Origin of the sequence: Streptomyces sp. 2114.4, from assembly GCF_900187385.1 — a bacterium.
In the GTDB taxonomy this organism is placed as follows: Bacteria; Actinomycetota; Actinomycetes; order Streptomycetales; family Streptomycetaceae; genus Streptomyces; species Streptomyces mooreae.
The window spans coordinates 7,403,097-7,425,375 of sequence record NZ_FYEY01000001.1 but is presented as its reverse complement, the minus strand read 5'-3'; the positions used below and the strand labels follow the sequence as shown (position 1 = coordinate 7,425,375).

Sequence of the window (22,279 nt, the reverse complement as noted above, 5' to 3'; positions counted from 1 at the left end):
GGCGGCCGTTCTAGAGTCTTGGTATGGCTTCAGACGAGGGGACCACCCGCATCGACAGCTGGATCTGGTCGGTACGGCTCACCAAGACGCGGTCGCTGGCCGCGGCGGCCTGTCGCGCGGGACACGTCCGGGTCAACGGCGAGCGGGTGAAGCCGGCCCATGCGGTGCGCAACGGCGACGAGGTGCGGCTGCGACACGCGGGCCGGGAGCGGATCGTGGTCGTCTCGCGGCTGGTGCGCAAGCGGGTGGGTGCGGCCGTTGCCGCCGAGTGCTTCATCGACAACAGTCCGCCGGTCCCGCCGCGCGAGGAGGTTCCGGTGATCGCGGTGCGCGAACGCGGCACCGGACGGCCCACCAAGCGCGACCGCCGCGAGATCGACCAGTTGCGCGGGCTCTGAACCGGGCAGCGCCTACGTGGACGGCAGGGCGTCGAGGTAGACCCACTGGCCGTTCTCGCGGACGAAGCGGCTGTGCTCGTACTGACTGTCGGCGTGGCCGTGCAGGGCGAAGTGGGCACGGAATTCCACGGTGCCCTCGGTGTGGAAGGCGCTGCCGCCGGTGGTGCCGAGGATGTCCAGGCCGCTCCAGCGCCGGTCCGGGTCGAGTTCGAGACTGCCGGGACGGGTCGTCGGGTGCCAGGTGCGCAGCAGGTATCCGGTGTCACCGACGGCGAAGGCGCTGTAGCGCGAGCGCATCAGGCGCTCCGCGGTCGGGGCGGTGGCGCGCCCCTGGTGGAAGGGTGCGCAGCAGTCGCCGTAGGCCTCGGTGCGCCCGCACGGGCACGGTGAGGCGGCGGTGACAACGGCGGCCGGACGGCGCGGCTCACCCTTCGGCCTGCTCAGCTCGCTCGGCTTCTTCGGCTTGCTCGACTTCTTCGGCTTCGACACCCCACGATTGTGCCGGGTCGGCGGACCGGGGCCGCGACACGCCCAGCACACCCCGGAGCGGCACGCCCTGGAGATGCGCCCATTTGGGGAATTCCCACGACAAATCACCCATTTGCGGCTTTTCCTGGCTTGATACGTGCTGTGAGGCTGGAAGAACTCATGGTGTCCGTCCCCACCACCCAGGAGAGAACCCCCATGATTCTGTCCATTTCCGGCGTCGTCCTGCTCGGTGTCATCGTCTTCCTCTTCTTCCGCAAGGACGGCCTGAAGTTGTCGCATGCACTGGTCTCCGCGCTCTTCGGGTTCTATCTCGCCAGCTCCGCCATCGCCCCCAGCATCAAGGCCGGCGGGGCGAGCCTGGCGAGCCTCCTCGGGGGGATCAAGATCTAGGTCCTGCCCTCACAGTCCCGTCGTTCGCCGTCCGGAGTCGTCATCCGTCGTTCCGGCGTTGTTCCGGAGTCGTCATCCACGGTCCGGAGTCGTCCTCCGGTGCCACTCCACGGGTCCCGCCCGAACGGACCGCACCACCTCCCGTCCGGGCGGCTCCGTATGCAGCACGCTCCCGGCCCGCCCCGCACACCGAGCCGCCCCACGAGCTCCCCACGACCACCGCCACGAGCAACAGGAGACGATGTGGCCCGTCGACCCCTGCCCCGCATCCTGACCGACAGCGCACCGCTCGCCCGTATGACCCAGAGCACCTCGCTCGCCCGCGGCCGGGAACTCGCGCGGACCGCTGCCGAGAGCGCCTGTGACGTGCTCCATCCGCTGATCACCATCGGCCGGGGGCTGCGCCGGCTGGGTGCGGCGGGCCGGGGACGCTGGGTCGACACGCCCCGGGAGAACCGCGGTCCGCTGGCCTTCTTCGTCGGCGCGTGTGTGCTGGTCATGTGCCTGGTCCCGTACGGTCCGCTGCTCGCCCTGATCTCGGTGATGGGCGCGGGCGCCTGGGCAGGCCGGGAGCGCACGCCGGTCGAGACCGGTCCCGGGGAGGCCGAGCGGGAGCGGCTGCAGGCGCTGTACGAGGCGCTGGTCCCGTACTTCTCCGTCGAGGGCGACCCCAGCCCCCTGTACGCGCACGACGGCGGCTGGGAGCGGGTCTTCACCGAGCACGCCTTCGACGACAGCGGGCGGATCGAACGGCTGCGGCTGAAGTACCCGGCGTACTTCACCGACGGTGAGGACCAGTCCCGGGTCCGCATCGAGCAGGTGCTGTACGCCAAGGCGGGCCGGGGCCGCGAGTACCACTTCGGATGGGACGAGCTGGCCAATCAGCTCACCGTGAGCGTGCTCGGCGCGCTGCCCGCCGACATCGGAGCGCAGCGCTTCGTCACCTCACCGGGCGAGACGGTGCTCGGGTTCACGGACGCGGACGCCGTCCAGCGGACCCTGCCGGTCACCGCCGGGGAGGTGACGCGGGATGCGCCGCCGGTGGTCTGGCGCACCGGGCCGCGCTCCACCGAACCGCATCTGCTCGTCCTGGGGCAGCCGGGGACGGGCGCCACGACCCTGCTGCGCTCGATCGCGCTGCAGGCGCTGCAGCACGGGGATGTGCTGGTCATCGACGGCGGCGGCAGCGGTGAGTACGGCGCGCTGGCCGGACGCCGGGGGGTACTGGGGGTGGAGAGCGGCCTGGCGGGGGCGCTGGCGACCCTGGAGTGGGCGTCCCACGAGACCGAGCGGCGGCTGATCGCGGCGAACCGGGCCCGGCAGGCCGGCCGTCCGGCGCCGGAGGACACCCGTCGCCCCCTGTGGATCCTTGCGGACCGTCCGACGGCGCTGGCTCATGTAGCGGTCGCGGAGGGCCGGGACGATCCGCAGCGGTGGCTGCAGACGCCGCTGCGGCACGGCCGGGCCGCCCACGTCACGGTGGTCGTGGCCGACCAGTTCGAGAGCGCCGAGCTGCTGAGCGAGCCCGTACGGGCGCACACCAAGGCGCGGGTGGTGCTCGGCCCCGCCACGGCGGAGGAGGTACGGGCGGTGCTCGGGGCGCCGCCGCACACCACGCCGACCGCGAGCGTCCCGCCGGGCCGCGGCTATGTGCGCCTGGGGTCCGCTCCGGTATTGCGACTCCAGGTGCCGGCCACGCCCGATCCGCTCGACGAGGCCACCGGGCAGGCGCTGCGGCAGGCCGTCCTGTCGCTGCTGCCGGAGCGTACGGTCCCGGCCGACGGGGCGGAGACCGCCGCGACGGCGACCGACAGCAGGCCGGGTGACGTGGGCACGTCCGCGGATACCGGCCGGCGGGTGAACATGCGCAAGCCCGGGGGCTCCGGGACCGGGGCCCCCGACGCGGCGGAGCCGCACCGCGAGACCGTGGCGGCCGGTGACACCGCGGGGGCCGGCGGGGCCACAGGGGCCGGCGAGACGGCGACGACCGGAGCGGCACAGGAGGCCGGAAAGGCCGGTCCCCCCGCCGAGCCGGTGGGCGCGGCGGGGGTCCGGGCGCGGACCGTCAAGGGTGGCGAATCCCGCGTGGTCAACGGGTCGGTGGAGGCCGTCCCCACCGAGGGGTGAGACCGCTGCGCCCCGAGGGGCCGGCCCGCTGATCAGCCGTCAGGCCACGAACACCTGCCGCATCTCCGTGTCCACGGGTGCGCCCGTCGCCACCAGTCGAGCGGCGCCTGCCAGCCGGACCGCGGCCTCTTCGGCGACGGCTCCGCTGACCGTGAAGGGCAGCCGTACGAAGCCCTCGAAGGCACCGTCGACGCCGAACCTCGGGCCGGAGGGCACCCGCACCCCGAGCCGTTCCCCCGCCTCCGCGATCCGGGAGCCGGAGAGTCCGCCCGTACGGGCCCAGAGGGTGAGGCCGCCGCGGGGAACGCTGAACTCCCAGTCGGGGAGGTGCCGGTGCAGCGCCTCGACGATCGCGTCGCGGTTCTCACGGGCCTGCTCGCGGCGGATGCCGACGGCCGCTTCCCAGCCGCCACCCTCCAGGAGCGAGGCGATGGCGAGCTGTTCGAGCACCGGTGAGCCCAGGTCGGAGTAGGCGCGGGCGGCGACCAGACTGCGGATGATGTCGGGGGCGGCACGCACCCAGCCGATCCGCATCCCGGCCCAGAACGCCTTGCTCGCCGAGCCGACCGTGATCACGGCGCTGCCGGCGGGGTCGAACGCGCACACCTGACGGGGCGGTGCGGGGTCCTCGTCCAGCTGGAGTTCGGTCATGGTCTCGTCGACGACGAGCAGGGTGCCGGCCGACCGGGCGGCATCGACGAGGCGCCGGCGCTGGTCCTCGGTGGCAAGGGTGCCGGTGGGGTTGTGGAAATCGGCGACGACATACGCCATACGGGGCGCGGCATCACGCATCACCTGGCGCCAGACGGGGACGTCCCAGCCGGCCAGCTTGTCGGCGAGCGCGACCGGGACGAGCCGGGCGCCGGCGTCCCGCATCAGCTGGAGGATGTTGGCGTACGACGGGGAGTCGACGGCCACCCGCTCGCCGGGGCTCGTACACAGCCGGCAGATCGCGGCCACCGCGCCCATCGCGCCCGTGGTCACCATGATCTGCTCGGGCATGGTGGGGATCCCGCGGGCGGTGTAGCGGTCGGCGAGGGCCTGGCGCAGGACCGGCAGACCGGCGGGGTAGTCGCCGTGGGTGTGGGCATAGAGCGGGAGGTCGGCCATCGCGCCCTGGAAGGCGCGAGTGAGCCACGGCTCGGGAGCCGGGAGGGCGGCGCAGCCCAGGTCGATCATGGAGCCGGCGGCCTCCGGGGGCAGCGGTTCCAGGCCGCGGGTGGGCAGCGGGTTACCGGCCGGGACGGCGGTCCAACTGCCTGAGCCGCGCCGGGACTCCAGGAATCCCTCGGCGCGCAGCGCTTCATAGGCGGCGGCGACGGTGGTGCGGCTGACGCCGACGGCCGTGGCCAGCTCGCGCTCGGCGGGCAGGCGCGCCGCGACCGGCACCCGGCCCTCCAGCACGAGCCGGCGGACGCCGTCGGCAAGGCTGCGGTAGGCCGGCAAACGGCGTCCGGCGGCGGTGAGTTGTGCCTCGGACGGGTCCTGCGACCGGAGCAGCCGGGCGAGTTGGGGTGCACCCACCGCTGAAGTCCACTGAGCCATGAAGATCAGTCCACCTTCCCCGAATTGGCTCTACTTCGCGAGCCCGGACCTGCCACATGGTGTCATGCGTCGGTCCAATCCTGCCAGGAGAGGGAAATTCATGTCCATATTCGGGAAAAGCGGACCGGGAAGGGGGCTGCCGGTGCGCCGGCTGATCCAGCTCTTCACGGGGCTGACGCTGTACGGCGTGAGCATGGGGCTGATGCTGCGGGCCGGGCTCGGCCTGGAGCCGTGGAGCGTGCTGAACCAGGGCATATCCCGCCATACGGGGCTGTCGATCGGCACGGTCACCATCGTCGCCGGTGCGCTGATCCTGCTGCTGTGGATCCCGCTGCGCCAGCGCCCCGGCCTCGGCACGGTGGCCAATGTGGTGATCCTCGGGCTGGTGATGGACGCGACGCTGGCCTGGATGCCGCAGCTGCACTCGCCGGCCGCGCGCATCCCGCTGCTGGCGGGCGCCGTCCTGCTCAACGGTGCCGCGACCGGCCTGTACATCTCCGCCGACTTCGGTCCGGGACCCCGGGACGGGCTGATGACCGGGCTGCATCTGCGGACCGGCCGTCCGGTGCGGCTGGTGCGGACCTGCATCGAGGTGACGGTGCTGGCCACCGGCTTCCTGCTGGGCGGGTCCGTCGGGGTCGGCACGGTGGTCTATGCGCTGGCCATCGGGCCTCTGGCGCAGTTCTTCCTGCGGCGCTTCGCGATCGGGGACCGGCCCGTGAAGCCCTCACCGGTGGTGGCCCGCGGAGGTGCTTCACCCGAGCACGCAATACTGCCGGAGTGACCCCAGCGATACGCACCCGCCACGTCTATCTCGACCACCCCGTGCCGCTCCCCTTCGCCCACCGGGGCGGGGCGGCCGAGGGCCTGGAGAACACCGCCGCCGCCTTCCGCCGCGCGGTCGGCCTCGGCTACCGCTATCTGGAAACCGATGTGCATGCCACCTCGGACGGAGAGCTCGTCGCCTTCCATGACGCGACGCTCGACCGCGTCACCGACTCCCGTGGCGCGATCGGGCAGCTCCCCTGGCGCGCGGTGCGACAGGCCCGCGTCGGCGGCCACGAGCCGCTGCCGCTGTTCGAGGAGCTGCTGGAGGAGTTCCCCGGGGCACGCTGGAACGTCGACCTCAAGGCCGATGCCGCGCTCGCTCCGCTGCTCGCGCTGCTGCGCCGCACGAACGCCTGGGACCGGGTGTGCGTCGGCTCGTTCTCGGAGGCCCGGGTGGCCCGCGCCCAGCGGCTGGCCGGACGCCAAATGGCGACCTCGCTCGGCACCCGCGGCGTGGCCGGCCTGCGGCTGCGGTCGTACGGCCGCGGGGTGCTGCCGCTGGACCGGCTGCTGGGCGCGGCGGTGCGGCGCAGCGCGGTCTGCGTCCAGGTTCCCGAGCGGCAGTCCGGCCTCCCCGTCGTCGATCCGCTCTTCCTGCGCGCCGCGCACGCGCTGGGCATGCAGGTCCACGTCTGGACGGTCAATGACGCGGACCGGATGGCGGCGCTCCTGGACCTCGGCGTGGATGGCATCATGACGGACCACATCGAGACGCTGCGGGCGGTGCTGACCGAGCGGGGGTGCTGGGTCTGACCGGCGGGGATGCCGGCCGGACCGGGCGAGGGGGCTGGATCCACGGGGCGTCGCGAGCCGGACGGCAGATGCGGACGCACCCGGTACCGGGCTCCGCCGGCCGTCGTCCGCCGCCGTGAACGGGGACGGGAAGACGGGGGTGGGCGTGGAGAGCACACGAGCCGTGGCCGAAGGCGTGGACGAGGGCGGGGACGAGACGGCCGCCCGGCGCCGGGAACAACGCGGCTGGTACTGGTACGACTGGGCCAACAGCGTCTATTCGACGACCGTGCTGACCGTGTTCCTGGGGCCGTATCTGACCTCGGTGGCGAAAGCCGCGGCGGACGCGGACGGCTTTGTGCACCCCCTGGGCGTGCCGGTGCGCGCGGGCTCCTTCTATGCGTATGCGGTGTCCGCGTCGCTGTTGCTGTCGGTGCTGGCGATGCCGCTCGCCGGAGCGCTGGCCGACCGGACCGGCCGGAAGAAGCCGCTGCTGGGCGGCTGCGCCTACGTGGGCGCCGCGGCGACGACGGGGATGTTCTTCCTGGGCGGCGACCGCTATCTGCTGGGCGGGGCGCTGCTGGTCCTCGCGAATGTCGCGTTCGTGGTGTCGATGATGCTCTACAACTCCTTCCTGCCGCAGATCGCCCGGCCCGAGGAGCGGGACGCGGTCTCCTCCCGCGGCTGGGCGTTCGGCTACGCGGCCGGAGCGCTGGTCCTGGTCGCCAACCTGGTGCTCTACGGCGCACACGACTCCTTCGGCCTGTCCACGGGCGCCGCGGTGCGCATCTGCCTGGCGTCGGCGGGGCTGTGGTGGGGCGCGTTCTCGGTGATTCCGCTGCGCCGGCTGCGCGACCGGCGGGCAGCCACCGCCAAGCAGCCCGCCGGGCCCGGCGCCGCCGCGCTCGGCCAGGGGCGGCAGCAGCTGCGGGAGACGCTGCGCCACATGCGCCGCCATCCCCTCACTCTCTCCTTCCTCCTCGCCTACCTCGTCTACAACGACGGCGTACAGACGGTGATCACCCAGGCCTCCGTGTACGGCTCCGAGGAGCTAGGCCTGGACCAGACGACGCTGATCGTGGCGGTCCTGCTGGTCCAGGTGCTGGCCGCGGCGGGCGCCCTGCTCATGGGACGCCTGGCCGGACGGTACGGCGCGCAGCGGACGATCCTGGGCTCCCTGGTGGCGTGGGTGCTGACGCTCGCGGCCGGCTACTTCCTGCCCGCGAAGGCGCCCGGGTGGTTCTTCGGGCTGGCCGCCGGCATCGGTCTGGTCCTGGGCGGAAGCCAGGCGCTGTCCCGTTCGCTGTTCTCCCATCTGGTACCGCACGGCAAAGAAGCGGAATATTTTTCCGCGTACGAGATGAGCGACCGGGGCGTGAGCTGGCTGGGGCCGCTGGTATTCGGGGTGGCCTACCAGCTCACCGGGAGCTACCGGGACGCGATCGTGTCCCTGGTGGCGTTCTTTGTGATCGGTTTTGTCCTGTTGGCGAGGGTGCCGGTGGGACGGGCGATCGCCGCGGCGGGAAATCCCGTACCTGACCGGATTTAGCTCCAGGGCGTGCGGGCCGGTAGTGTACGCCTTTGGCTCACCAGGCGGACCGTTACTGCGCGCTTCTCTCTCGATGGCGCTGGGTGACATCTGCTGCCAGATGTGACAAACCGGGCGCTGGTGGGTACAACAAGGGGCGGCACGAAGGAAGGCAGCGGCGCACAGCGCCTCCATCATGGGCGGTGGTGGGCGACGGGTGGGCGCATGTCCCGAATTTCGAATACGGGAATCTTCACCGCCGACCGGACGTTGACCGGATGACGACGACAGCGACACCTGTCCTGTGGGCGACAAGCCCGGGAGGCACGATTCATGAGTGAGCGAGCTCTCCGCGGCACGCGACTCGTGGTGACCAGCTACGAGACCGACCGCGGCATCGACCTGGCCCCGCGCCAGGCGGTGGAGTACGCATGCGAGAACGGACATCGATTCGAGATGCCGTTCTCGGTTGAGGCCGAGATTCCGCCGGAGTGGGAGTGCAAGGTATGCGGTGCACCTTCGCTTCTGGTGGATGGCGATGGCCCTGAGGAAAAGAAGGGTAAGCCCGCGCGTACGCACTGGGACATGCTCATGGAGCGGCGCACCCGCGAGGAGCTGGAGGAGGTGCTGGCCGAACGGCTGGCCGTCCTGCGCTCCGGCACCATGAACATTGCCGTGCATCCGCGCGACAGCAACCGCAAGTCCGCCTGACAAGGGACCTGCGCCAAGCAGCACGAAGGGCCGGGCCACTGCACTGTGCAGTGGCCCGGCCCTTGCTGCGTCCGCACCCGCACACACCTGGCGTGCGCACGCGCCGGGCACCGGCACACGCCGCACACGCCAGGTGCCCGCACACGCCGGGCGTCGTCCGCACGCCTCGGGCGCCCGCCTGCGCTCAGCCGGTCAGCGGCGGGTCCTGTCGGCGCGGGGAAGAAGGCTCGTCCTCGTGGATGACCTCGCCCTGGACGACCTTGCCGTCGGGCCGGTGCATCCGCGCCTGCTGGAAGGCATCGCCGAACGAGCCCGGGGCGTAGCCCGCCCGCCGGTTCAGCAGCTTTTCGGCGCGGCGCTGGATCAGCTTCCCGGTCGGCGGGAACAGGCAGAGCAGCCCCATGGCGTCGGACACCAGCCCGGGGATCATCAGCAACAGCCCGCCGGCCATCGGGAGCGTATTGCCGCTGCCGGTTTTGCCGTCGCTGGATGTGGCCGTGCCCGAGGTGCCGTTGCCGGATGCGGCGGAGTTGCCGGGAGCCGCCGGGCCGCCGGTGGTCTGCAAGCTCTCGGTGAGGTTGCGCCAGGCACGACGGCCGGCCCGTTTGACCACATAGCCGCCGATGATCACTCCGGCGACCAGCAGAAGAAAGACCGTCAGGCCGTTGGTGGCTCCGGCGACGACGGTCAGCAGCCAGATCTCCAGCACCAGCCAGGCGGCGAGGCCCAAGGGGACGAACCGGCGGGCGCGCGAGCGCTGGGGCGGGCGGGAACTCGGCGGTGGCGTGGCTCCGAACGTCATGCCTCAAGTGTGCCTGGCCCCTGCCGCCCCACTTCCCGAGGGTCACGCGGGATGGATCATCTCCGGCCCGGCGCAGCGGTCCCGGCCTCAGCAGGCCCGGCGTCAGCGCCCCGGCGTCAGCGGCCGCGGATCTTGTCCACCCGGGAGCCGAGGCCCCAGGCCGTGACCCGCCACAGGGCCTCCACGACGATGTCACGGCTCATCTTGCTGTCGCCCAGTTCCCGCTCGACGAAGGTGATCGGCACCTCGACGACGTGATAGCCGGCCTGCACCGCGCGGCGGGCGAGGTCGACCTGGAAGCAGTACCCCTGGGAGGCCACGTCATCCAGGCCCAGCCCTTTGAGCGCCTCCGCGCGAAAGGCCCGGAAACCACCGGTGAGGTCGCGCAGCGGGAGGTCCAGCATCAAGCGGGAGTACGTACTGCCCCCGCGGGAGATGAGCCGGCGGTACGTCGGCCAGTTGACGGTGCGGCCGCCGGGCACCCAGCGCGATCCGAGGACGAGATCGGCGCTCTTGAGGGCGGTGAGCAGCCGCGGCAGCTCCTCGGGCTGGTGCGAGCCGTCGGCGTCCATCTCGACCAGCACGTCGTAGCCGTGGTCGATCCCCCAGCGGAAGCCCGCCAGGTAGGCGGCACCGAGGCCTTCCTTGCCCTTGCGGTGCAGGACGTGGACCTGCTCGTCATCGGCGGCCAGTTCGTCGGCGAACTTGCCGGTGCCGTCAGGACTGTTGTCGTCCGCGACGAGGACATGTGCCGTGGGGACGGCGGACCGCACCCGCGAGACGATCGGCTTGATGTTCTCCGCCTCGTTGTACGTCGGAATGATCACCAACGTGGTGCCGAGCGGACCGTACTGCCGCTGCCCGTCTGTCACTGCTGCCCCTTCTCGTCCTTCGTTCGCCCGCGCCGGCCGGCAACTGCCGCTGCGGCACAGGACAGAAGACCCACGATAGCGAGCACCCACTCGGGAGCGGCGCCGACGCGGTCGGCGAGCGTCGTTTCGTCCCGCAGCGGAATCCGCGCGGAGACCACGCCCTGGGTGAACTCGGGGATCCGGTGGGTGATCTTGCCGTCCGGGGCGACCACGGCGCTGATCCCGCTGGTGGCCGCGGTGACCACGGCCCGGCCGTGTTCGACGGCGCGCAGCTTGGACATCGCCAGCTGCTGCTCGGGCTGGCCGGAGCGGCCGTAGGTGGCGTTGTTGGTCTGGATGACCAGGGCACGGGCGCCCGCGCCGACGGTGTCGTGCACGATCTGGTCGTAGGCGACCTCGAAGCAGATGACGTCGCCGAGCCGGGCGGGGCCGACGTGGAGCACACCGGTGTGGTCACCGGGGTAGAAGTCGCGGGGCACCCGCTGGAAACGCGTAATGATCTTGCTGAGCTGTTCCCGGAACGGCACGTACTCGCCGAACGGCACCGGGTGCTGCTTGGTGTAGGAAGCGCCCGGCCCCTTCTTCGGGTCCCAGACGATGCCCTCGTTGAAGACATAGCCCTTCTTGGAGGGGTGGTCGATCAGGGCGCCGACGAGGACGGGCACCCCGATGGCCTTCACGGCCTCGTCGATCCGGTCGTAGGCCTGCGGGTACTTGTACGGGTCGAGGTCGGAGGAGTTCTCCGGCCAGATGACCAGGTCCGGCTTCCTGGCCCGGCCGGCCTTGACGTCGGCGGCGAGCTTTTCGGTGGCCGTGGCGTGGTTGTCGGTGATCATCATAGGGCGGCCCAGGAAGTCCATGCCGGGCTGCTGGACGTTGCCCTGGACGACAGCGATGTCAGCGGTGTCGTCGGCCTTCGTGGGAACGGGCACCATGGCGCCGGCCAGGGTGACCGCCGCGGCGAGCCCGAAGGCTTCCAGGGCCGGGACGGCCCGGCGCAGCGAGCCGTTGCCGCGCAGCTGCCAGAGCGCGGCGGCGCATACGGCGAGCAGCGCGCCGGCCAGCGCCACGGCGAAGGTCACCAGCGGGGCACCGCCGAGCGCGGCGAGCGGGGTGAACGGGGAACCGGTGTTGGCGAACGCGAGCCGGCCCCACGGGAAACCGCCGAACGGCAGCCGGTCGCGGGCCCATTCCTCGGCGACCCACAGGCAGGCGGCCCACAGCGGACCGCCCGGCAGCCGGGAGGTCACGGCGAGCGCCGCGCCCAGCAGCGTCAGGAAGAGCGCTTCGGCGACCGAGAGGCCGAACACGGCGTCCCACCCGACCACATGCAGCCACTTCAGCAGGATCAGGAAGAACGGCAGCCCGAAGGCGAAACCCGTCCAGGCGCCCTGGCGGGCAGTGCGGCCACGGGTCAGCAGCGACAGCGCGGCGACGGCCACCACGGACAGCGGCCACAGGTCGTACGGCGGGAAGGCCAGGCCGAGCGCGATGCCGAAAACGGCCGCAAGGCCGGTACGCAGCGCCTCCCGGCGCATCAGGGCGGCGAGCCGTCGCGCCCGCCCGGGGCGCGCGGGCTCAGCGGTGGAGCCCGTCCCGGCGTGCGGCACCGGGCCGTCGGGCGAGGTGTCGCTGACGGCTTCTTCGGTGGTGTCGGAACCCGATGGCACGGTCGCGGGCCTTCCTGCAGGTCGTGCGGTGGTGAGCTGACCGTACATCGGGAAGCCGGGATGACGGCTATGGGGTGCACAAAAGGTGAAGGGGCACCGGGCGAGGCCGCGGGCGGGCCCGCGGCGCGCAGAGCGGGGCCGCGGTGCGGTGCGGATAGGGGCCCGGCGCCCTTCGGGCCGACCTGGGACCCGCTGGCTGCGGGTCGACCGAAAGCCGTTGTCTACTGAGCGTCCGGGCCCCACCCGGGTCGCACCTTCCCCCAAGCTCCCACGGAGCAGGGAGGGACCCCCATCCGGCCGAAACGCTCCGTTGTCCCGTGCCGCTGGTGCTGGACCTGGCTCCCAGTGGTGGTGTGCCCCAGTGGCGCACCACCCCGTGGCCCAGCTGCGTTCGACGACTGCGCGGAGGTCTCCCGGTCGGACGTCCTGGTGGTGGACTCGGCCGAACCTACCGGCCGCCGACCGTCTGCTGTCAACAGGTGCTGCACCTGCGTCGTTTCGCGTCGCCCCAGGTCAGCCGCGAGCGCCCCCAAGTGAGGCAAGAAGCGGCAAGCGCAGCCCGCACCGGCACCTGCCCGCGCGATGTCACTCGTTCGGCGGCCCGAAGACGGTTCGCCCGCCGACGACCGTGGTCAGGCACACCGGGAGGTCGTTGCCGGGGGTGAGATCGGGCAGGCCCGGGGTGCCGGAGCGGGGGTCGGTGGACCAGCGCTGCACCCGCTCGTCGGGGGCCTGGACGATCAGGTCCCCGGTGCGCCAGACCGCGTAGTCGGCGGGGGCGCCGGGCACCAGGACGCCCGCGTCGTCCCGGCCGATGGCGCGCCAGCCGCCACGGGTGTGGGCGGTGAACGCGGCGCGGGCGGAGATGCCGTGGGCACGGGTGCGGTGGAAGACGGCGGCGCGCACCGTGCCCCAGGGGTCGAGCGGGGTGACCGGGCTGTCCGACCCGAGCGCGAGCGGGACACCGGCCTTGAGCAGCGCGGCGTAGGGGTTGAGCGTGCGGGCCCGCTCGGCGCCCAGGCGGGCGGCGTACATGCCGTCCTCGCCGCCCCATGCCGCGTCGAAGGCGGGCTGGACGGAGGCGGTCAGGGCCAGGTCGGCGAAGCCGGCGAGGGTGTCCTCGGTGAGCATTTCGGCGTGCTCGACGCGGTGCCGGGCGGCGCGGACCCGGTCGAGGCCGACCCGGTCGGCGGCGGCGCGTACTCCGGTGACGACGCTGGTCAGGGCGGCGTCGCCGATGGCGTGGAAGCCCGCCTGGAGCCCGGCCTCGGTGCAGGCGGCGACATGGGCGGCGACGGCCTCGGCGTCGAGCTGGGCGGTTCCGGTGTGGCCGGCGTCGGCGTAGGGGGCGTGCAGATGGGCGGTGTGGGAGCCGAGCGAGCCGTCGGCGAACAGATCGCCCGCGGCGCCGAGCGCCCCGAGTTCCCTGATCCGCTCCGCATCCTTTGCGGATGCGATCAGCTCGGCCCAGTAGCCGATGACCCGGGGGCCGTTGCCTTCCCGGGCCAGGGCGAGCAGCCCCGTGAAGTCGTCCTCGCCGGAGATGTCCGGACCGGCGCACTCGTGGACGCTGCCGATGCCGAGCGAGGCGGCGCGGGCGAGCGCCGCGGTCTGGGCCTCGGCCCGCTGGGCGGGGGTGACGGTGGCGTAGGCGGCCTTGCGCGCCGCGTGATGGGCGGCACCGGTCAGCGGGGCACCGTCGTGGAACCCGTCCCGGTCGCGGATGCCGGGGACCAGATCCAGCAGGGCCGTGGTCACGACGGCGGAGTGCACGTCGACCCGGGTGAGGTAGAGCGGGCGGCCACCGGTGGCCTCGTCCAGTTCCGCGCGGGACGGCGGGCGCCCCTCCGGCCAGACGCCGGCGTCCCAGCCGTGCCCGAGCAGGATGCGGTCCGCCGGGCGCGCGTCCGCGTAGGCGCGGATCCGGGCGAGCGCGTCGGACAGGGTGCCTGCCCCGACCAGATCGAGGCCGGTGAGCGCGAGACCGGTTGCCGTGGTGTGCACATGTGCGTCCGTGAAGGCCGGCGTGACGAGCGCACCGTCGAGCGGGATGACCTCGTCCACGCCCTCGGCGAAGGAGTCGGCCGCGCCCTCCTCCCCTACCCAGGCGATGCGGTCGCCTTCGACGACCATGGCGGTGGCGAAGGGGTCCGCGGGGCTGTGCACCTCACCGCCGCGCAGCAGGACGGTGCGGGGCCGGGAAGAGTCCTTCCGGGCCAGCTGGGAAAGGGGCTCGCTCATACCGGACAGTTTGGCCCCTGCGGACGGACGGGCCGCACGCAGGGGGGCGCTCGCCGGTCAGATGCGCGGCGGCCGGGCCTCGTAGGGGGTGGAGAGCACGACCGTGGTGCGGGTCGACACACCGGCGAGGGTCCGGATGCGGGTGAGCAGGTGCTCCAGCTCCAGCGGGGTGGCGACCCGGACCTTGAGGATGTAGTTCTCGTCGCCGGCGACGCTGTGGCAGGCCTCCAGCTCGGGGACCTCGGCCAGGCGGTCGGCGATGTCGTCCGGCGCGCTGGGGTCGAAGGGTTTGACCGAGATGAAGGCGGTGAGCGGCAGGCCCACGGCTTCGGGGTCCACGATGGCGGCATAGCCCCGGATGACACCGCGCTGCTCCAGGCGGCGCACCCGCTGGTGCACCGCCGAGGTGGACAGGCCGGTGGCCTTGCCCAGGTCGGTGTAGCTCATCCGCCCGTCCTTGACGAGCAGATCCACGATTTGTCGGTCCAACTCCTCCACCCGCTCAACCTACTGCGCGCGGGGGCGTATGCGCACCGTGCGCCGGATCGTGGACACCCCCACGCCGGTTCATGTGACCAATGCCACACATGTGATCCGGTGTCGGTGGGGTGCCCGCGATTATGCGTGCGGCATGAAGGGAATTGCTGCTGGTGGCCGGGACCGCCCGTCACAGGAAGTCAGCGGTACGACCGACCCACCCGAGGGGGATGGACATCATGCGACGCCTTGAGCAGGACTCCGCTGCCGCGCACACCGGCGCCCAGGAGGGCGACGGTCCCGGCGGCCCGGGCGACGACGGTGCGGAGGTCGACTCTTTCGACACCTATGAGATCTACCGCGTGACCTGCCCCGACTGCCTGCAGCCGATCGCACTGCTGGCGGACGAGTACACGCTCCCCGAGCACGCCCTGTGCGCCTCGCCGTGGAACCCCTTCGGCCTGACGGTGTGCCAGGGCTCCGGGCGGACGGTCTCCGAGGCCGCCAGGACCGCCGACACCCTGGACGCCCAGGAGCAGGACGCGGCCGTGCTGCTGACGCTCCCGGAGAGCCTGGACTGGCGCCGCCAGCCGTTCTCGCACCTCGGCGGGCCCGGCACCCGGCCGGTCCGGGTGCCGCGGATGCGCCCGCTCAGCTGAGTGCGCCTGCCGGCCCCGGCCGGCAGGCCCGTACGCCGCCCGGGCTCACCAGTAGCGGCGCTCGATCATCGCTTCCAGGGTCCCGCGGTGCAGGATCAACGCATCGGCATCGGCCGGGACCGGGATTTCCCCGAAGTGGACCTGGCGGTAGGCCACTCGCAGCATGACGATGGCGTGCCGCAGGGCCGCGTAGAGGGTGTGGAACTCCATGGCGCGGGGCCGGTGTCCGGTGAGCCGGGCATAGCGGTCCTCGACGCGGTCACGGCACAGGAATCTGGGCAGCCCCCGCTGGCCGCCGCTCTCGGTGAGGTCCTGGAAGAAGCGGTGGAGAAAGATCATCCAGCCCAGGTCGAGTTCCCGGGGGCCGAGGGCGGCCATCTCCCAGTCGAGTACGGCCGCCGGCTCGAATCCGTCGTAGACGATATTGCCGATCCGGGCGTCGCCCCAGGTCAAAACGGTCTCCCCGGGGTCCGCCGGCCACAGGTCGGCCAGCCGGGCAAAGCCGCGCTCGATCAGTGGGGAACGGGGGCGCCCGTCAACCACCCAGCGGTAGTAGTCCTGTTGAGCCTCCATATGACGTCGCAGCGCGTCTCCCGTTCCGGGGGTGGCGAGGAAGTCGGCCGCGCCGGAGGGGACTTGGTCGTGCAGGCGGGCGAGGACCGACACGCTGGCGGCCTCCAGCTGGTCGCGCTGGGCGTCAGTGGCGTCGTACAGCCAATTCCCCTCGTACGTATAGGGCATGACGTCCGGTGGAACGCGGCCGGCGGCGCGCGCCATGACGAAGAACGGCGCGCCGAGGTACGCCGGATCCTCTTCGAGCCAGAGGGTGCGGGGCACGGGCAGGTCGGTGTGTGCGGCGACCAGGCGCATGGTGCGGTACTGCCGGGCCATGTCGTAGCGCGGGAAGACGGTGTACGCGGCGGGGTCGGCGGCGAGGCGCAGTGCGCAGGAGCGGGGACCGCTCTCCGGCCCGGACGGCGGCCGGGGGTGGTCGATGTCGAAGAGCAGTGTCTCGCTGGACATGCCGTTGGAGTCCGGTACGGACGGGGAGACGGCTCGGGCGCCGGGGAGCCGGGTGCCGAGCCAGGCGGTGAGCCGGCGGGCCAGCGCTTCGGGGTCGCGGGTGGTGGTGCGGGGCCGGGGCGCCGTGCTCACTGTCCGGCCTCCTGCGCGACGGAGTCATAGCCGGTGAAGCCGCTCGGATCGTGCCGGCCGAAGCTGCCGTGCTCGAAGATGCCGTAGCCGGTCCGGCCGTCGAGGGTGAAACGGGCGGCGTGGTCGGTGACTCCGTAGGCGGCGAGGGGGTGGGCTGCCGGGTCGGAGAGGTCGTAGCTGCGGCGGTCGGTCCAGCCGCGGCCGCGCCAGGTGCCGTGCTGCCAGTCGTCGGCGCTCGCCGGAGGGTAGCCGGCGCCCACGGCGAGAGGCGAGGAGGTGAGGATTTCGGCGGTGAGGTCGAGGGGTTTGCGGGCCGGGTCGGTGAGATGGATGACGGCGCGTTCGGGGTGGCGGGTGCCGGGGCGGTAGCTGATGTCCGTGTGCGGCCAGCCGAGTTGGACGTCGTGGACGCCCTCGCGGACCATGGTGGCCCCGTTCAGGGTGCGGTGGCCGTCGGCGTCCTCCTGGACGATGACCATCACGAAGCGGTCATCGAAGCGCACCGGGCACCAGATCCAGTGGAAGCCCTCGGGCCGCAGCTCCTCGGCCGCCCGTCCGCCGTCCTCACCCGCGATCGGGCGTACGCCCCAACTGCGGTCGCGGGTGCCGGTCCACTCCCCCGCCGTGACGGCGAGCTCCTGCCCGGCCACGCGGATGCTGCCGCTGCAGGTGCCTGCCTGGACGAACCGCCGGCCTTCGAGCAGCAGCCGGTCGCCGCGGTACTGGGTGTGGTGCGGCTCCCAGGTGGCGGGGAACGCCGCGGTCCAGGTCAGGTCGTACGCCAGGCCGTCCGGGTCGTCGGGGTCCGCGGCGCAGGTCAGCCGCAGGCGGGCCAGCGGCTCCTCGACGGTGAGGGTGAGCGGGCCGACGGTGAGGGCGAGGCGGTCGTCGGTGAGCGCGTCGGAGGCCCGTACGGCGTGCAGCCGGTCGCCGAGACGGAGGGTGGCATAGGCGTCGATGACACCGGTGTTGGGGTAGACACCGAGGCCGGCGATCAGCAGGGCGCGGCCGGAGTGGTCCATGACGTGGAAGATGCACCGGTCGTAGGCGTTGCGGTCGCCGGTGGCGACATGCCGCATGGACAGCGGGACCTGGTGGATCGGGTACTCGTCGAGCGCGATGGGGCGGTCGGGCACGGTCTCCTCCTGGGCGCGCGGTCGTCGGGGCGTGGCACGGTTCGGGCCCCCACAGCGGAAGTTGACGGTACGTCAGCTCAAGACGGACGACCAGACCCGCGAAATGCGTAGGGGTCGAATGCCCGCTTCACCTGTTACCTTTCGGGTCGATGCCCGACCGACCCCTGGAGCCACGGTGACCTCACGACCTCCTCTGCACTGCCTGCGCTGCGCCCGCGCCGCGGAGGGCTTCGCCGGGTGCCGGACCTGTGCCGCGGAGGGCATCGGCGTCAACACGATGCCGCCGCTCGCGGATCTGGCCGGCGTGGACCTCGCCGGGTATCCGGGCGGGCCGTGGGGTCTGCCGACGGCGCTGCCGGTCTCCGGACCGCCGGTCACGCTGGGAGAGGGCAACACCCCCTGCATCCGGCTGCGGTCGGGCTCGGAGCCGCCCCAGGACGGCGCGCCCGCCGGGGAGTTGTGGCTGAAATACGAGGGTGGGAATCCGACCGGCTCCCACAAGGACCGGGCGATGGCCGTCGGGGTGGCCGCGGCGGTGGCAGCCGGTGCCGGCACCGTGGTCGCGGCGTCCTCCGGCAATGCCGGGGCGGCGGCCGCGGCGTATGCGGCGCGGGCCGGGCTGCGCTGTGTGGTGTTCACCAACGAGAAGGTGCCTGCCGGGCTGCGGACCCAGATCGATGCGCTGGGCGCAGAGCGCCGGGTGCATCCGGGCAGCACCGCCGCCCGCAACGCGGCGATGGCCAAGGCCGTCGAGGAGCACCACTGGTACCCGCTGACCAGCTACTCCTCGCCGTCGCCGGGCGGGAATCCGTACGCCAACGAGGGGTACAAGTCGGTCGCCTACGAGCTGGCGCGGGACTTTGCCGGGCGGCGGATCGACGTGGTGGTGGTGCCCACCAGCCGGGCGGATCTGCTGGCCGGAGTCGGCCGCGGCTTCCGGGAGTTGGCGGCCGCGGGACTGATCGCACACGAGCCCCGGCTGGTGGCCGCGGAGCCGTCCGCCGCGGCGCCGTTCACCGCCGCGCTGCGCTGCCCGGACCGCGCGGACCAGGAGCGCACACGGGTGGCGGCCCGGCCCACGGTGGCGTTCTCCCTCGGGGAGGAGCGGCCCTGCTGGCAGGGGCTCGACGCGCTGTGGCGCACCGCGGGAACGGCCGTGGCGCTGGACGACGAGGCGATCGGGGCGGAACACCGGAGGCTGGCGGCGCAGGGCCTGATCCTGGAGCCGTCCTCCGCCGTCGGGTCCGCCGTGGCGCGGGAGCCGGCCCGCACGCCCGGCACCCTGGTGGTCGCGCTCGGGACGGCCACGGGGCTCAAGGGGCTGGTGGGCTGAGGCCGGGAGGCCTGAGGGGCGGGCGAGCGGACCGACGGGGCGGCACGGACGCGGGCGAGGAGCGTGCGGGGCGTGGGGCGTGCGGGCGAGGCCGGGCCCGGCAAGCGGGCCCGCCCCGGCAACGTCCGGGCCCGCCTCCGCCCCGCCCCGCCTCCGCTCAGCGCGTCTCGGGGCCCGCGAGATGGCGGGCGATGACCATCCGCTGGATCTGGTTGGTGCCCTCGACGATCTGCAGGACCTTGGCCTCACGCATATAGCGCTCGGCCGGGAAGTCGAGGGTGTAGCCGTAGCCGCCGAGGAGCTGGACTGCGTCGGTGGTCACCCGCATCGCGGTGTCCGTGCAGAACAGCTTGGCCATCGCCGCTTCCTTGGAGAACGGCAGACCGGCGTCGCGCAGCCGGGCGGCGGTGAGATACAGGGCGCGGCCGGCCTCGATCTGGGTGGCCATGTCGGCGAGCATGAAGCGCAGGCCCTGGAAGTCGACGATCGGGCGGCCGAATTGCTGCCGCTCGGCGGTGTAGGCAAGCGCCTCGTCCAGCGCGGCCTGGGCGACGCCGACGGCACAGGCCGCGATGCCCAGGCGCCCGGAGTCCAGGGCGGACAGGGCGATGGCGAAGCCCTGCCCCTCGTCCCCGAGGCGGCGGGAGTCGGGGACGCGGACGGCGTCGAAGTGCAGCTGGGCCGTCGGGGAACCCTTCATACCCATCTTGCGCTCGGGCGCCGCGGCGCTGAGGCCTTCGGCGTCGCCGGGCACGAGGAAGGCCGTGATGCCGTGGGCGCCGCTGCCGCCCGTACGGGCCAGCACGGTGTAGAAGTCGGCCACGCCTCCGTGGGTGGTCCAGGCCTTGGTGCCCTCCAGGCGCCAGGTGTCGCCCTCCCGGGTCGCCCGGGTGGTCAGGGAGGCGGCGTCGGAGCCCGAGGAGGGCTCGGAGAGGCAGTACGCGCCGATGAGTCCGCCGCCGAGCATGTCCGGCAGGTGTTCGGCGCGCTGCTCCTTGGTGCCGTATCCGGCGAGCGCGTGGCAGGCGAGGGTGTGCACGCTGACGCCGAGGCCGACGGTGAGCCGGGCGGCGGCGAGCTCTTCCAGGACCTGGAGGTAGACCTCGTAGGGCTGGCCGCCACCGCCGAATTCCTCGTCATAGGGCAGCGAGAGCAGTCCGGATTCCGACAGCAGGGTGAAGGTCTCACGGGGGAAGTGGCCGGCGTCCTCCTCCTCGGCGGCCGTTGGCCTGATCTCGCGCTCGGCGAGCTCGCGTACGAGGGTCAACAGGTCGCGGGCTTCCTCCGTGGGCAGCCTGCGGTCCACCGGCCGGGGGCCGTACTCGGTCATGGCGGCGCTCTCCTCCCTGTCGGGCGCTGCGGCGACACGCGCAGGGTGGGCGGCGGCGCCGGTTTCGTCGTGCCAGGCCGATGATCGCTTTCCGGGTTGCGGAAGGCGATGACCTGCGGCGGTGGCGCTAGGAGTATGCCCGATCGGCGGCCTCGCGTCACGGGTTGATCATCACGGCCTGCGGCAATCGGCCCCGCACCGCCCGGTCACCGTATTGGTCCGAACCATTGACGCACTGGTCTAGTCCTTCTACCTTCTCCCCCAACGTTCAACGCGTTCATGCCAATTCGGACGCAGGTCAGGCTCCACCCCTCGCCCCCCTCCGAGGAGACAGCATGCTCAGACCGCACCGGATGCGTTCACCACGCACAGTGATCGCCGCCGCCACCGCGCTGTGTACGGCGGCACTGGCCGGCACCCTGCTCGCCGGGCCGGCCGCCGCCGACCCGGCCGCCGCCCCCGCCGCACACCACCCGTCCGCGGCTGCCGCGCCCGCCCCGAAGGCCGCCGCGGCGGGCAACAAGGTCGTCGGATACTTCACCAACTGGGGTGTCTACGACCGCAATTACCACGTCAAGAACATCGAGACCTCGGGCTCGGCGGCCAAGCTGACCCACATCAACTACGCCTTCGGCAACGTCCAGGGCGGCAGGTGCGCCATCGGCGACTCCTACGCCGACTACGACAAGGCCTACACCGCCGACCAGAGCGTCGACGGCAAGGCGGACACCTGGGACAACGGGGCACTGCGCGGCAACTTCAACCAGCTGCGCAAGCTCAAGAAACTGCACCCGGGCCTCAAGGTGATCTGGTCGTTCGGCGGCTGGACCTGGTCGGGTGGCTTCGGTGAGGCCGCCAAGAGCCCCGATGCGTTCGCCCGGTCCTGCCTCGACCTGGTCGAGGACAGGCGCTGGGCGGATGTCTTCGACGGCATCGACATCGACTGGGAGTACCCCAACGCCTGCGGTCTGACCTGCGACACCAGCGGCCGGGACGCCTTCACCAAGGTGATGCGGGCCCTGCGGTCGGCGTTCGGCCAGAGCAGTCTGGTGACCGCGGCGATCACCGCGGACGCCTCGCCCGGCGGCAAGATCGACGCGGCCGACTACGCCGGCGCGGCGCAGTACGTCGACTGGTACAACCCGATGACGTACGACTACTTCGGGGCCTGGGACGCCAAGGGCCCGACGGCGCCGCACTCCCCGCTGACGGCGTACAGCGGCATCCCGAGGGCCGGTTTCAACAGCACCGACACCATCGCCAAGCTCAAGGGCCTCGGTGTTCCGGCGGGCAAGCTGCTGCTGGGGATCGGCTTCTACGGCCGTGGCTGGTCGGGAGTCACCCAGGATGCGCCGGGTGGCAGCGCGACCGGCGCGGCACCGGGCACGTACGAGGCCGGTATCGACGACTACAAGGTGCTCAAGGGCCGCTGCCCGGCCACCGGCAAGGTCGGCGGCACCGCCTATGCGAAGTGCGGCGACCAGTGGTGGAGCTATGACACCCCGGGGACCATCGGCACGAAGATGGCCTACAAGGACGCACAGGGCCTGGGCGGCACGTTCTTCTGGGAGCTGAGCGGTGACACCGCGGGCGGTGAGCTGATCAAGGCGATCAGGTAGGCGGCAGGAGCGGAACCGGGCGGGCGGGAGGCGGCGGCCTCCCGCCCGCCCGTCGTACGGCAGCGGCCGGGCCCGGCGGCCGCGCCCGTCACCGGCACGGCCGCGCTCGCCGATGACGGCTGCGCGCACGGTGACCACGGTGACGGCTGCGCACGTGGTGACCGTGGTGACGCCCGTGGGTGACCCGGCGCGCCCGCGGGGTTTACGCTCCCGTCCCGTACGAGCACCATCGCCCGT

General features: G+C 72.6%; 20 protein-coding genes. 10 read left to right on the top strand and 10 right to left on the bottom strand.

From position 1 onward, the window contains the following. Nucleotides 1-23 precede the first annotated feature (23 nt). A complete protein-coding gene (locus tag CFW40_RS32715) occupies nt 24-398 on the top strand; it encodes an RNA-binding S4 domain-containing protein (protein ID WP_088801349.1) in 375 nt (124 codons plus the stop codon). A gap of 12 nt (nt 399-410) precedes the next feature. On the opposite strand, the gene CFW40_RS32710 is transcribed toward CFW40_RS32715, so the two are convergent. Then, entirely contained in the window at nt 411-842 is a 432-nt protein-coding gene (locus CFW40_RS32710; protein ID WP_088802515.1) for a YchJ family protein, read from the bottom strand. Nucleotides 843-1,082: 240 nt separating this feature from the next. Between CFW40_RS32710 and CFW40_RS32705 the strand changes: the two genes are divergently transcribed. After that, nucleotides 1,083-1,277, top strand: coding sequence for a hypothetical protein (locus CFW40_RS32705; protein ID WP_018092434.1), 195 nt, complete (start codon nt 1,083-1,085; stop codon nt 1,275-1,277). A gap of 243 nt (nt 1,278-1,520) precedes the next feature. Beyond that, the gene (locus CFW40_RS32700) at nt 1,521-3,404 is read left to right on the top strand and encodes an ATP-binding protein (protein WP_088801348.1); all 1,884 of its coding nucleotides are present in this window, start codon (nt 1,521-1,523) and stop codon (nt 3,402-3,404) included. 39 nt (nt 3,405-3,443) lie between these two features. Here CFW40_RS32700 and CFW40_RS32695 read toward each other — a convergent pair whose 3' ends face one another. Beyond that, nucleotides 3,444-4,949 carry a PLP-dependent aminotransferase family protein gene (locus CFW40_RS32695; protein ID WP_088801347.1) on the bottom strand — a complete coding sequence of 502 codons (1,506 nt, stop codon included), beginning with the start codon at nt 4,947-4,949 and terminating at the stop codon, nt 3,444-3,446. Between the two features lie 100 nt (nt 4,950-5,049). Here CFW40_RS32695 and CFW40_RS32690 point away from each other — a divergent pair, with 100 nt between their 5' ends. The 4 genes from CFW40_RS32690 (at nt 5,050) to CFW40_RS32675 (ending at nt 8,748) form a co-directional block, all read left to right on the top strand. Beyond that, the gene (locus CFW40_RS32690) at nt 5,050-5,733 is read left to right on the top strand and encodes a YitT family protein (protein WP_088801346.1); all 684 of its coding nucleotides are present in this window, start codon (nt 5,050-5,052) and stop codon (nt 5,731-5,733) included. Next, nucleotides 5,730-6,530 carry a glycerophosphodiester phosphodiesterase family protein gene (locus CFW40_RS32685; protein WP_176956305.1) on the top strand — a complete coding sequence of 267 codons (801 nt, stop codon included), beginning with the start codon at nt 5,730-5,732 and terminating at the stop codon, nt 6,528-6,530. The genes CFW40_RS32690 and CFW40_RS32685 overlap by 4 nt, the downstream gene beginning before the upstream one ends. 145 nt (nt 6,531-6,675) lie before the next feature. Further along, a complete protein-coding gene (locus tag CFW40_RS32680) occupies nt 6,676-8,058 on the top strand; it encodes an MFS transporter (protein ID WP_256331152.1) in 1,383 nt (460 codons plus the stop codon). Nucleotides 8,059-8,370: 312 nt separating this feature from the next. Beyond that, a complete protein-coding gene (locus CFW40_RS32675) occupies nt 8,371-8,748 on the top strand; it encodes an RNA polymerase-binding protein RbpA (protein ID WP_030080286.1) in 378 nt (125 codons plus the stop codon). A gap of 184 nt (nt 8,749-8,932) precedes the next feature. Here CFW40_RS32675 and fxsA read toward each other — a convergent pair whose 3' ends face one another. From fxsA to CFW40_RS32650, 5 genes are all read right to left on the bottom strand, one after another. Further along, on the bottom strand, nt 8,933-9,550 hold the full coding sequence (gene fxsA / locus CFW40_RS32670) for an FxsA family membrane protein (protein ID WP_088801344.1): 618 nt from the start codon (nt 9,548-9,550) through the stop codon (nt 8,933-8,935). 116 nt (nt 9,551-9,666) lie between these two features. Further along, nucleotides 9,667-10,422 carry a polyprenol monophosphomannose synthase gene (locus CFW40_RS32665; protein WP_088801343.1) on the bottom strand — a complete coding sequence of 252 codons (756 nt, stop codon included), beginning with the start codon at nt 10,420-10,422 and terminating at the stop codon, nt 9,667-9,669. Then, nucleotides 10,419-12,140 (bottom strand): apolipoprotein N-acyltransferase, encoded by a 1,722-nt coding sequence (gene lnt, locus CFW40_RS32660; RefSeq protein ID WP_371127246.1) that lies wholly within the window; start codon nt 12,138-12,140, stop codon nt 10,419-10,421. Before lnt ends, CFW40_RS32665 begins: the two co-directional genes overlap by 4 nt. A 537-nt stretch (nt 12,141-12,677) precedes the next feature. Continuing rightward, nucleotides 12,678-14,333 (bottom strand): amidohydrolase, encoded by a 1,656-nt coding sequence (locus CFW40_RS32655; RefSeq protein ID WP_088801341.1) that lies wholly within the window; start codon nt 14,331-14,333, stop codon nt 12,678-12,680. A gap of 57 nt (nt 14,334-14,390) precedes the next feature. Then, nucleotides 14,391-14,831 (bottom strand): Lrp/AsnC family transcriptional regulator, encoded by a 441-nt coding sequence (locus tag CFW40_RS32650; RefSeq protein ID WP_026170119.1) that lies wholly within the window; start codon nt 14,829-14,831, stop codon nt 14,391-14,393. A 209-nt stretch (nt 14,832-15,040) separates the two neighbouring features. Here CFW40_RS32650 and CFW40_RS32645 point away from each other — a divergent pair, with 209 nt between their 5' ends. After that, entirely contained in the window at nt 15,041-15,469 is a 429-nt protein-coding gene (locus CFW40_RS32645) for a hypothetical protein (RefSeq protein WP_088801340.1), read from the top strand. 45 nt (nt 15,470-15,514) lie between these two features. Here CFW40_RS32645 and CFW40_RS32640 read toward each other — a convergent pair whose 3' ends face one another. Together CFW40_RS32640 and CFW40_RS32635 are read right to left on the bottom strand one after the other, a co-directional pair. Then, complete coding sequence (locus CFW40_RS32640; protein ID WP_088801339.1) at nt 15,515-16,624, bottom strand: phosphotransferase family protein; 1,110 nt, start codon at nt 16,622-16,624, stop codon at nt 15,515-15,517. Beyond that, nucleotides 16,621-17,760, bottom strand: coding sequence for a hypothetical protein (locus CFW40_RS32635; protein WP_088801338.1), 1,140 nt, complete (start codon nt 17,758-17,760; stop codon nt 16,621-16,623). Before CFW40_RS32635 ends, CFW40_RS32640 begins: the two co-directional genes overlap by 4 nt. A 175-nt stretch (nt 17,761-17,935) precedes the next feature. Here CFW40_RS32635 and CFW40_RS32630 point away from each other — a divergent pair, with 175 nt between their 5' ends. Continuing rightward, nucleotides 17,936-19,093, top strand: coding sequence for a pyridoxal-phosphate dependent enzyme (locus CFW40_RS32630; RefSeq protein ID WP_256331153.1), 1,158 nt, complete (start codon nt 17,936-17,938; stop codon nt 19,091-19,093). A 157-nt stretch (nt 19,094-19,250) separates the two neighbouring features. On the opposite strand, the gene CFW40_RS32625 is transcribed toward CFW40_RS32630, so the two are convergent. Next, nucleotides 19,251-20,423 (bottom strand): acyl-CoA dehydrogenase family protein, encoded by a 1,173-nt coding sequence (locus tag CFW40_RS32625; protein ID WP_088801336.1) that lies wholly within the window; start codon nt 20,421-20,423, stop codon nt 19,251-19,253. Between the two features lie 335 nt (nt 20,424-20,758). Between CFW40_RS32625 and CFW40_RS32620 the strand changes: the two genes are divergently transcribed. Next, nucleotides 20,759-22,042, top strand: a complete 1,284-nt coding sequence (locus CFW40_RS32620; RefSeq protein ID WP_088801335.1) for a glycoside hydrolase family 18 protein — start codon at nt 20,759-20,761, stop codon at nt 22,040-22,042. Nucleotides 22,043-22,279: the final 237 nt, after the last annotated feature.

What these genes read in the sequence shown, in the direction of transcription:
- CFW40_RS32715 (WP_088801349.1), top strand. Translation starts at nt 24, where the DNA reads ATGGCTTCAGACGAGGGGACCACCCGCATCGACAGCTGGATCTGGTCG.
- CFW40_RS32705 (WP_018092434.1), top strand. Translation starts at nt 1,083, where the DNA reads ATGATTCTGTCCATTTCCGGCGTCGTCCTGCTCGGTGTCATCGTCTTC.
- CFW40_RS32695 (WP_088801347.1), bottom strand. Translation starts at nt 4,949, where the DNA reads ATGGCTCAGTGGACTTCAGCGGTGGGTGCACCCCAACTCGCCCGGCTG.
- CFW40_RS32690 (WP_088801346.1), top strand. Translation starts at nt 5,050, where the DNA reads ATGTCCATATTCGGGAAAAGCGGACCGGGAAGGGGGCTGCCGGTGCGC.
- CFW40_RS32675 (WP_030080286.1), top strand. Translation starts at nt 8,371, where the DNA reads ATGAGTGAGCGAGCTCTCCGCGGCACGCGACTCGTGGTGACCAGCTAC.
- fxsA (WP_088801344.1), bottom strand. Translation starts at nt 9,550, where the DNA reads ATGACGTTCGGAGCCACGCCACCGCCGAGTTCCCGCCCGCCCCAGCGC.
- lnt (WP_371127246.1), bottom strand. Translation starts at nt 12,140, where the DNA reads ATGTACGGTCAGCTCACCACCGCACGACCTGCAGGAAGGCCCGCGACC.
- CFW40_RS32655 (WP_088801341.1), bottom strand. Translation starts at nt 14,333, where the DNA reads ATGAGCGAGCCCCTTTCCCAGCTGGCCCGGAAGGACTCTTCCCGGCCC.
- CFW40_RS32645 (WP_088801340.1), top strand. Translation starts at nt 15,041, where the DNA reads ATGGACATCATGCGACGCCTTGAGCAGGACTCCGCTGCCGCGCACACC.
- CFW40_RS32625 (WP_088801336.1), bottom strand. Translation starts at nt 20,423, where the DNA reads ATGACCGAGTACGGCCCCCGGCCGGTGGACCGCAGGCTGCCCACGGAG.
- CFW40_RS32620 (WP_088801335.1), top strand. Translation starts at nt 20,759, where the DNA reads ATGCTCAGACCGCACCGGATGCGTTCACCACGCACAGTGATCGCCGCC.